The organism is Streptomyces sp. HB132, from assembly GCF_016909575.1.
Lineage (GTDB): Bacteria > Actinomycetota > Actinomycetes > Streptomycetales > Streptomycetaceae > Streptomyces.
The window spans coordinates 120,419-129,440 of the sequence record NZ_JAFBGA010000019.1; the positions used below are offsets into that span (position 1 = coordinate 120,419).

The following is a 9,022-nucleotide window of genomic DNA, read 5'->3' on the forward strand; positions in this document are numbered from 1 at the left end:
GAAGGGCTCCCACCGGACCGGCGGATCGCGCGGTTCGTCTCAGTGGTGGGCGCGACCGCGCCTCCTGCGTCGCTTCTTGCCCAGGTACTTCGACCTCGCCCGGGAGGGGACGACAACGTCCGCCATGCCCTCCACCTCCCGGAGGAAGGCGTCGACCTGCCCGGGCTCCTCCGCGTCAAGGCGGGAGAACTCCTGCTTGGCACGTCCGTATTCGGCCAGCGCCTCCGTCCGGTGCCCACCCTGGCCACTCAGCGCATCGGCCAGTATCTTGCGCACCTGGGCGCGGTCCGACCGGCTTCGGAAGGTGCGGGTGTCCATCTCCTCGTACAGCGACAGCGCGTTCTGAGCGGCCTTCTTCGCCTGCTCGTACAGGTGCGCCGCCTCGGCGTCGTGTGCACGCGACTTCACGGCGCCCATCCGCAGATTGATCTCCGCGTAGAGGCGATGCGTCGCCGCCCTGTCGAAACGGGTGGCCCATCTGTCCTCGGGGTGCATGACGTCGTACTGGTCCAACGCCTGCCGACAGCGACGCAACGCCTCGGTGCAGTCGTCCGAGGCTACGGCGGGGCATCCCGCCCTCGAGAGATGCGCGGAGGCCAGGCGGTGCAGCGCCAGGGCGTGCTCCGTCCTGACGGCCTCGCGATAGCGCCGTTCCAGGAGCACGTAGTGATCGTTCACGGCTGCCGCATGACTGTTGATGCTCTCGTCCCACTGCTGCGTGGCAGCGTACGCCGTGCCCAGGATGGACAGCGCGAGGGCGTAGTCGCGCTCCCAGCGGCCCCGGTTCCTCGTCAGTAGTCCCTTGTACTTCGCGCAGGCGAGCTCTGCCTTCTCGACGGCCTCGTCCCCCCGCCGCATGTCGATGAGCTGCAGCGCCAGGGCGCGCAGGGTGAACGCCTCCTCGCCGGTGATCCTGTCGAGCTCGTCGCCGGGGATGTTCGGGTCCCTCGGCAGCTGCCGCGTCAACTCGCATGCTTCGGTGGTGGCTTGCAGAGCCTCTCGCTTCCTGTCGATGCCGCTGGCGGCGGACGCCTGCGCGCACAGCGCTCTGGCCAGGAGGGACGAGTCGAAGCCGGGCGATTCGCTCCTGCGCAGCTGCTCGAAGATCCGCACCGCCTCACGGGCGTGATCGTGCGCCTCCTCGCACCGTCCGACCTCGTCGAGGCGATCGCCGAGCTCGCTGAGCATCTGGGCGAGCTCGAGCTGCCACGCGCTCCCGGGCGCCGCCTGCTCCAAAGCCCGGTAGGTGTCCACTGCCTCCCAGGCGTTCTCGCAGGCCTGGCTCCGATGGCAGGAGTTGGCAAGGTACAGGGACAGGTGCCGCAGGGCGGTGGCCAGTCCCGACCTGTTCGTCGTCGTCATGGGCGTCGTGCCGCACCGGTAGTACTCCACGGCGTGGGTCGCTGTCGCGACGGCCAGTTCGAGCAGGGCGTCGGGAGGGTATTCGTCGAGCTCGGTGAGCACCTCGGCCGAGACCTCCTGGGCGGAGGTCTCACGCAGGGACGTGTTCAGCGCGGCGGCCAGGGATGCTCCGAGCGCGCCGGCGGAGTCCCGGTGATCCGTCACCGCCATCTCCTTGACCAGCCTGATGATGGGGACGGCGTATTCGCGGAGCACCTGCTCGAGGACGATGCTGCGGGCCTTCTGCTGGGCCGTGTCGCACGCTCCCCCGCTGCCGGCCGGGTCGTCGTCCTCATCCGGCTCGCTCCCGGCCGCGTGCCCGTCGGTCGCCGCCGTGATCTGCAGTACGTCGAGCACGTTCAGCACCTGACGGCACCTGTCCAGGCTGTTCGAGGGGATGCCCGGCCCGGTGCCGCTCACGTCGAGCAGTTGCGACGCCAGTTGCGGAAACGTCTCGATCACCCTGGCCCCGAGGCGCTCGGCCAGGCGCTGCGGCTGGAGAGGGCGCAAGTACCCGTCACCGGCGAACTGTCCGTGCTGCCAGCGGGCGAATGCGCGTCTGCGCCATTCCGACTCACCCGCGAGGTCGGGGACGAGCAGCAGCCGGCGGGCGGCTTCCGTCTCGCCGACTCCCTCGGTCTCGCTCGAGCTCTCCGTACGCCCCGTGGCCACGGCGAGACTGGCGACGGCGACGATCCGCTCCAGGAGCACCGGATCGTCGGGGAGGTCCGCGGCTCTGGCGGACTCCTGCCATCTGCGGCGATCCACATCGATGGCGTAGTCCAACAGGGCGTCCCTGCGGAACTGAGCCGTCGTCACCACGGATCGGGATTCCTTGATGCTGCAGGCCCGCGCGTCCACCAGGGCCTGGATCAGGATCAGCAGATAGCTGTCGAAGTCGTCGTTCTCCAGATCCGGCAGTGCCTCCGCTGCGGGCGCGGAGGCCCGTATCTCTGCCAGACTCGCGGGCTTGTCCTGCTCGTACCAGCTGCGGAATGCCTGGTAGGCGGCCCGGTAGACGTCCTGGCGGTCGGCCAGGGCCGGCGGTCCGAGGCACGGCGGGTCGTTCTCGTCGACGAGCGCCTCATATCGTCGCTTGAGCGACTGCCACCACGGGCCGCCCCCTGCACCGTGAGCGACCGCCAGGATGCGCAACGGGTGCCGGCACTCACTGCTGACCGCGTTGGCGACGAGCGACTCCAGATGACCGGCGTGGGCGTCCGCGTCGTCCACCACGAGGATTCGGTTCTCATCGAGGTCGCCCACCTCGGAGCACGCCGTCCAGAGCGGATCGACGAGACCGGCTATCCACCCCCTGGCTCCCATGCGAAGACACAGCTCCCGGGCCAGCCGGGTCTTGCCCACCGCTGCGGGCCCGGACAGCAGACGCACCCGTATCCGCTCGGGCCCCTCGCACCATTCGGTCAGCTCGCGGACGACCTGCGTCCGCCCCTGGAACGGAACGACGTTGTAGCAGGCGTCGAGCAGATCCGTCTCGGACCACTGCGCGGCAGGCGGCAGAGGGCTGTAGGCCGGCTTCAGCATGCCGCCGCCCGCCCAGATCGGGTTGACCTCCAGCAGTGCGGCGGCCGCCTCCCGGCCGGCCGTCCGCCGTAGGCAGCTCACCGCTTCCGGGCGGGCGGCCCGGTCGAAGACGCGCGCGACCGGCACGGCCGTCAATCGACCCATGACGGCGCCCCGGTCCTCGACGATGACGCCCACCAGATGGCCGCCGCTGAACAGGGCCGCCCCCGACATGCCGCTCCACAGGGACCCGCCGGGTTGCGGCAACGAGGTTCCGCTGTCGATCTGGAAGTTCCAGCGTTCGGCCGGGCGGGACCCGGCCCTGGATCCCGACACCGACCCCGACCGCGGGCTGACCGTGCCCCGGGCGTCCTCGACGTTGAGTGCTCCCTCGTCGTCCCGCTGTGCACGGGGGAAGCCGAGCGCCTGTGCCGGTACGGGCTTGTCGCCGACGAGGCGGCCCAGCCTCACGGGGCTCGAACGGCCACTGGTCCGCAGTTCGAAGGGGTCGCGATCGCCGCACGTCAGCAGCGCGTAGTCAAGATCGCGTGCGTCGCCGTACGCCGCGACCTCGAAGGTGCACGATCGCTGGAGCACATATTTGTCATCGCCCGGCTGTCGGGCGTACCTGCGGACCTTGACCTGGGCGCCCGGCTTCACGCAGTGCCCGGCGGTCAGCACGAGGTCGGGTGTGAGCAGGTAGCCGGAGCCGCGCCGCCCGTCGTCGGCGACGGACACGGAAACGACACGTTCGGCGTCGAGGCCGGGCATCAGTCGTCCCCGCCGTCGTCCGAGACCCGGTAGTCGGGAGGAACGGTCAGTGCCAGCTTGATCCGCTGGGTGCTGGACCTGCCGTGCTTGAAGTCACCGGTGGCTTCGATGACCCAGAACCGCACGCCGCCCCTGCCACCACCCTCCGTGGTGACCTGAACGGTGGCTTCCACTTCAAGGCCGCGAGATACCGAAGCGGAGATTCTCCCCTGCCGCCTTCCGCTGGGCTTCCTGCAGCTCCCAGCGAAGTGCCGCGATCATTTCGTTGAGCCGGAGTCCCCCGTCGGAGTTCTCGGCCATCGGTGGCGTCTCCTTCGCACAAGGAGTGCCGCACTCTCGTGCGGAGTGCCGCACCGGCGATGTCGTGACATCCCATGCCGCCAGGACGGAAGTTGGTCGGGAGGCTGTGCTCAACCGATTCGCTTCAGGTGCTTTGCACCACCCGTTCGGGGACTCAGGACCGGAGTCCTGTGCCCGGCGTCATGCTCTTCACTGCCAAGTCTTCTCCTCCCACCGACCGATGCAAGTCGATCAGGAGGGAGGCCGGCAGCCGGACCGGCGCAGTCCGGCCCGCCTCCGGGCCGACAGCCCCCGCGACCTCGCCCCACGCGGGCACGAGGAGAACCGTCCCGGCGGCATGCGAGGAGGCGTCGGTACGGGCGTGACGGCCGCGGGGCGGGGCCGTCACGGAGATCAGCCGAAGCCGCGGGCGTCCTGCTTGAGTGCGGTGTCCACGGTCAGGGCCGTCGCGACGACGAGGCTCAGCAGCGGTTCGGGCAGCTGGTAGTGGATCTGCAGCACGTAGTTGTCCGCCGTGGTGAACATGGTCTTCGCCAGGCCCTCCCAGGTCTTGGTGATCCTGGCGATCTCGGCGCCGTTGTGGTCGACGATGGCGAAGTTCCAGGCGCGCCAGTTCTCGGCCTTGATCGCTCCGACCTGCCGGCCGTCGACCGTCATGGCAAAATTGATCTTGCCGATGGCGTTCTGCTGGACGATCTCGCCGACGGGCTGCCCGTCCGGACGCTGCACCACGACCCTCGACTTGATGAACTTCGCCGGGCGGGTGAGGAGCAGCTGCGGCTGCCCGTAGGCGTCGCGGATCTCGAGGCGGTGCGTGAGGTACTGGTCGATGCTGGAGACGAACCTGAGCACCTTGCGCATGCTGCTCTGGCCGACCTGGACCACCGAACCGACCGTGTTGCCCTGCTGGTCGAAGACGCTGTACTCGTTCGTGAGCTCGATCAGCTTGGCCTTCTGGTTGACGACCAGGACCTGCTGGTTGAACAGCGAGCCGCCACCGGGGACCGCCTGCTGAGGAACGGCCTGCGCGGGGGCCGCCTGCTGCGGGGCGTACTGCTGGGCGGCCGCCTGCTGAGGGGCGAACTGCTGCTGCGGCACCGCGGCGTGCGGCTGGGCTGCCTGCACCTGACCGGCTTGGGGCTGAGCGACCTGCGCCGGGGCGGGCGCCTGCGCCGGGTGCGTGTGCTCGGTCCACCGGGAGCCGTCCCAGTAGCGCAGCAGCTGGGGCGCGCCGTGAGGATCCGGATGCCAGCCCGCAGGTACGTTCGATTGCGTTGTCACCGGGGCACACTATCCTGCCGGACTACGGGCCGAACTCATTGAACATTCACACACCATCTACGATGGCGGCGATGACCAGAGCGAGCGGGTGGACGGACCGGCGACGGGGCGGCAGCGCCCTGCCCGTCACCCTGGGCTGGGCTCTGATGCTCGTGGCGGTGTTCCTCTGCTGCTCCCCGGCCACCACGTCCGCGCCCGGCGCCGAGGCCACCTCCTCAACCGCCGCCAGGGCCTTCACCCCGGTCCCCTCGGCGGTCGCGTCGGTCGTCGTGGCCGATGCCCCCGACGAACGCGGGATCGGCAGCTCCTGCCACGGTACGGCGGACCATTCGACGGCAGTCGTGCTCCCCGGCCATCCCGCTCCCGCGGCCCTTCCCTGCCCCTCGGCGGCCATCCGGACGGCCCCGCTCACCGCCGCCGCCACCATCCGGGGCCCCTCGAACGACAGCGTGGGCGCAGTCGACCCTTTGCGTCTGCAGGTCCAGCGGATCTAGACCCGCCGGCCCCGTCCTCCGCGCCGCCGACCGGCCGGAGGCGGGAATCCGTGTGCCCTTGTCACCGCGTGACGCGCCTTCCGCGCACGCGATCCGCTGAACCCGAGGACCTGACATGGCTTCCGCCAAGAACCAGAACAGCTCTGCCGCGCGCCGCGCCAAGCTCGAGGAGGCCCGCCGCAAGGAGCGGGCCCGCGAGCGCCGCAGCCGCATCATCACCATCACCGCGGCCGTCGTCGTGCTCGCCGGACTCGTCGCCGGGGGTGGCTACCTGATGTCGGCCGCCGACGAGCAGGACAAGGCCGAGGAGCAGGCCAGGACCTCGCCCGTCACCGGCGAGAAGTCCTGGGACGACCTCGACCAGGACCACGTCCAGACACCCGTCGACTACCCGATGAACCCGCCCGTCGGCGGTGACCACAACCCGGTGTGGATGAACTGCGACGCGGACGTCTACACCGAGGCGATACCGAAGGAGAACGCCGTCCACTCCCTGGAGCACGGCGCCGTCTGGGTCACGTACAACGACAAGGCGAAGGACGCCGACGTCGAGGCGCTCTCCGAACGCGTCGCCAAGACGCCGTACTCCCTGATGAGCCCCGTGGCCGACCAGAAGGACCCGCTGATGCTCAGTGCCTGGGGCAAGCAGCTCACCGTGAAGAGCGCCACCGACGCCCGCGTCGCCCAGTTCTTCACCAAGTACGTCCAGGGCGCGCAGACTCCCGAGCCGGGTGCCGCCTGCTCCGGCGGGGTCGCCAAGTGACCTCGTCCGCGCGTGCCTCCCGTTCACTGGTCTGGGCGGGCGCCGTGGTGTTCGTCGTGGCCGTCGGGCTGGTCCTGCTCATGGTCGTCCGGCCCTCGGCGGCCTCCTCCCCTGGCTCCGGGACACCCGTTGCCGTGCCTGCGGAGAGCTCCGCCGATGTGGGCTTCGCCCGGGACATGTCGGTCCATCACCAGCAGGCCGTGGAGATGGCCTTCATCGTGCGGGACCGCACGGATGACGAGGACGTGCGCCGGCTCGCGTACGACATCGTCAACACCCAGGCCAACCAACGCGGGATGATGCTGGGCTGGCTGGAGACATGGGACAGGCCCAAGAGCTCCGACCGGCCGCCCATGGAGTGGATGGGCCATGCGGTCACCCCCTCCGACGGCTCCCTCATGCCGGGCATGGCGACGGACACCCAGCTGGACCGGCTGCGTGCGGCCGACGGCAGGGACGCCGAGGTGCTGTTCCTGGAACTGATGACCGTCCACCACCGCGCGGGAGCCGACATGGCTCAGGCGGCGGCCGACGCCGCGGGCACGGAGGAGATCAGGGGCCTGGCCGCGGGGATGGCCCGGGCGCAGGAGTCGGAGATCTCTCTGATGGCGGACATGCTGAAGGCCCGGGGCGCGCAGCCCTGACCCCCGGGGCGGGCGGCGGGCGGGTCCGGCGGCAGACGTCGCCGGACCCGCCCGACCCCGCGAGTTCACCTGGCGCCCGTCGTCGAGGGCGGTCGTCGACCCTGAGACGGCACGCTCTGCGGCGGCCAGGAGGACGTCGGCACCTGGCGGTTGCCGGCCGGGCTGAACGGGCGCCCGGTCCTGGTGGACAAGGTGCCGGAGCACGGCGCCCCCGGGACCGAGGAGTGCGCGCCCGGTACCGACCCGGGCTTCGGCGGCAAGCGGCTGGCGGCCGACGTGGAGGGCCTGGCCCTCCTCCGTGAGCCCGGCGGCGACGGCTACCCCATGGCGTCCGGCCAGGGCGACAACACCTTCGCCCTGTCCCGTGCGGCGAACGGCTTCGAGTTCGTCGACTGCGCGACGTGCTGGATGCGGCGGACATGCGGCACGTGGCCCGGCTCCCGCACCGCGAGCCGCGTTCCGGTAGGCATCGCATAGGCTCGTCGACGATATGAAGAGCTACCTCGCGCCCCTGGGGTCCAAGGCCGACAAGGACACCGTGCGACGCCACAACCTGAGCCTCGTGCTGCGCGCGGTACGGGACGAGGGTGAGACCGGCGAGGCGACCCGGGCCGGGGTGTCGGCCCGGGTGGGTCTCACCCGGGCCGCGGTGTCCTCCCTGGTCGAACAGCTGCTGGACAGCGGCTTCGTCACCGAGTCGGGCAAGACGTTCAGCGGTCAGGCGGGCCGCCCCGGTACGGCTCTGAAGGTGGCGCGCACCGGGCCGGCCGGGCTCGGCGTGGAGGTCAACATCGACTACGTGTCGGTGTGCGTCGTGGATCTGGCGGGTACCGGCCGGGTGCGGCAGACCGAGCACCTGGACAACCGCGGCGCGCCGCCCGAAGAGGTCCTGGCCCGGGCGGCGGGCATCGCCGCGCGCACCCTGGACTCGGCGCGGGAGCAGGATCTGTACCCGGTCGGTACGGCGCTCGCACTGCCGGGGCTCGTCTCGGGCGGTACGGTGCGCCAGGCCCCGAATCTGGGCTGGAACCAGGTCGCGGCAGAAGACCTCTTCGCGGAGGCTCTCGCCGCTATGCGCCCCGGCACGGCACCGCTGCCCGTGCGCTCGGAGAACGAGGCGAATCTCGCGGCACTGGCCGAACTGTGGTTCGGCGGGCTCGACACCGTCCGGAGCTTCCTCTACCTGACGGGCGAGATCGGCGTCGGCGGCGCCCTGGTGCTCGACGGTGAACTGCTGCGCGGCGCACACGGTTTCGCCGGTGAGATCGGGCATGTGGTGGTGGACCCGACGGGCCCCGAGTGCCGCTGCGGATCGCGCGGCTGCCTGGAGCAGTACGCCGGCCAGTCGGCCCTGCTGCGGGCGGCCGGCATCGACGAGGCCGCGGGCGGTGCCGCGGGAGTGATGGAGCTGGAGCGACGGGCGCAGGCGGGCGACCCGGTGGCGCTGGCCGCCGTGGCCGAAGCCGGCCGGATGCTGGGACAGGTGCTGTCCGGAGCCGTGAATCTGTTCGACCCGGACGCGGTGGTGCTCGGCGGGATATACCGCGGCCTGATGCCGTGGCTCTCACCGCCCGCCGACGAGGAGCTGACGGGGCGCGTGGTGTCCGGACTCTGGTCCCGCGGGGGCGGCAGGCTGCGCGCGTCGTCCGTCGCGGGTGACGCGGCTCGGGGTGCGGCGGCACTCGTGGTGCAGGACGTGCTGGCCGACCCGGTCGCGTACGCCCGGTCCACGCCGGGGGACGTCTGACAGCCGGGGTGCCCGGTGGTGGTGGGCCGGGCACCCCGGTGGGGTGGGTCAGCGGACGCCGAGGAGGTGTTCCATGGCGAGCTGGTCGAGGGCTTCG

General features: G+C 71.0%; 8 protein-coding genes and 1 pseudogene. 5 read left to right on the forward strand and 4 right to left on the reverse strand.

The genetic code is table 11. The features are described from left to right. Positions 1-39: 39 nt before the first annotated feature. The 4 genes from JOC24_RS29655 to JOC24_RS29665 all read right to left on the reverse strand — a co-directional run bounded on the left by JOC24_RS29655 (position 40) and on the right by JOC24_RS29665 (position 5,277). On the reverse strand, positions 40-3,696 hold the full coding sequence (locus tag JOC24_RS29655; RefSeq protein ID WP_205023498.1) for a S1 family peptidase: 3,657 nt from the start codon (positions 3,694-3,696) through the stop codon (positions 40-42). Further along, positions 3,696-3,869, reverse strand: coding sequence for a trypco2 family protein (locus JOC24_RS33580; RefSeq protein WP_307792781.1), 174 nt, complete (start codon positions 3,867-3,869; stop codon positions 3,696-3,698). The genes JOC24_RS29655 and JOC24_RS33580 overlap by 1 nt, the downstream gene beginning before the upstream one ends. Position 3,870: 1 nt before the next feature. Continuing rightward, entirely contained in the window at positions 3,871-3,996 is a 126-nt protein-coding gene (locus JOC24_RS33895) for a trypco2 family protein (protein WP_275588630.1), read from the reverse strand. Between the two features lie 393 nt (positions 3,997-4,389). Beyond that, positions 4,390-5,277 carry a phospholipid scramblase-related protein gene (locus tag JOC24_RS29665; RefSeq protein WP_205023499.1) on the reverse strand — a complete coding sequence of 296 codons (888 nt, stop codon included), beginning with the start codon at positions 5,275-5,277 and terminating at the stop codon, positions 4,390-4,392. A 71-nt stretch (positions 5,278-5,348) separates the two neighbouring features. On the opposite strand from JOC24_RS29665, the gene JOC24_RS29670 reads away from it, so the two are divergent. From JOC24_RS29670 to JOC24_RS29690, 5 genes and pseudogenes are all read left to right on the forward strand, one after another. Next, a complete protein-coding gene (locus tag JOC24_RS29670) occupies positions 5,349-5,771 on the forward strand; it encodes a hypothetical protein (protein ID WP_374104542.1) in 423 nt (140 codons plus the stop codon). A gap of 115 nt (positions 5,772-5,886) precedes the next feature. Next, complete coding sequence (locus tag JOC24_RS29675; RefSeq protein ID WP_205023501.1) at positions 5,887-6,534, forward strand: DUF3105 domain-containing protein; 648 nt, start codon at positions 5,887-5,889, stop codon at positions 6,532-6,534. After that, positions 6,531-7,178: a DUF305 domain-containing protein gene (locus JOC24_RS29680; protein ID WP_205023502.1), complete on the forward strand. Its 648-nt coding sequence runs from the start codon at positions 6,531-6,533 to the stop codon at positions 7,176-7,178. The genes JOC24_RS29675 and JOC24_RS29680 overlap by 4 nt, the downstream gene beginning before the upstream one ends. A 105-nt stretch (positions 7,179-7,283) precedes the next feature. Beyond that, a pseudogene (locus JOC24_RS33585) lies at positions 7,284-7,538 on the forward strand (phytase); the annotation flags it as partial. A gap of 130 nt (positions 7,539-7,668) precedes the next feature. Further along, complete coding sequence (locus tag JOC24_RS29690) at positions 7,669-8,925, forward strand: ROK family protein (RefSeq protein ID WP_205023504.1); 1,257 nt, start codon at positions 7,669-7,671, stop codon at positions 8,923-8,925. The last annotated feature ends 97 nt before the right edge of the window (positions 8,926-9,022 follow it).

Coding starts and splice junctions, on each gene's coding strand:
- JOC24_RS29655 (WP_205023498.1), bottom strand. CDS start 3,696: ATGCCCGGCCTCGACGCCGAACGTGTCGTTTCCGTGTCCGTCGCCGAC.
- JOC24_RS29675 (WP_205023501.1), top strand. CDS start 5,887: ATGGCTTCCGCCAAGAACCAGAACAGCTCTGCCGCGCGCCGCGCCAAG.
- JOC24_RS29670 (WP_374104542.1), top strand. CDS start 5,349: ATGACCAGAGCGAGCGGGTGGACGGACCGGCGACGGGGCGGCAGCGCC.
- JOC24_RS29690 (WP_205023504.1), top strand. CDS start 7,669: ATGAAGAGCTACCTCGCGCCCCTGGGGTCCAAGGCCGACAAGGACACC.
- JOC24_RS33895 (WP_275588630.1), bottom strand. CDS start 3,996: ATGGCCGAGAACTCCGACGGGGGACTCCGGCTCAACGAAATGATCGCG.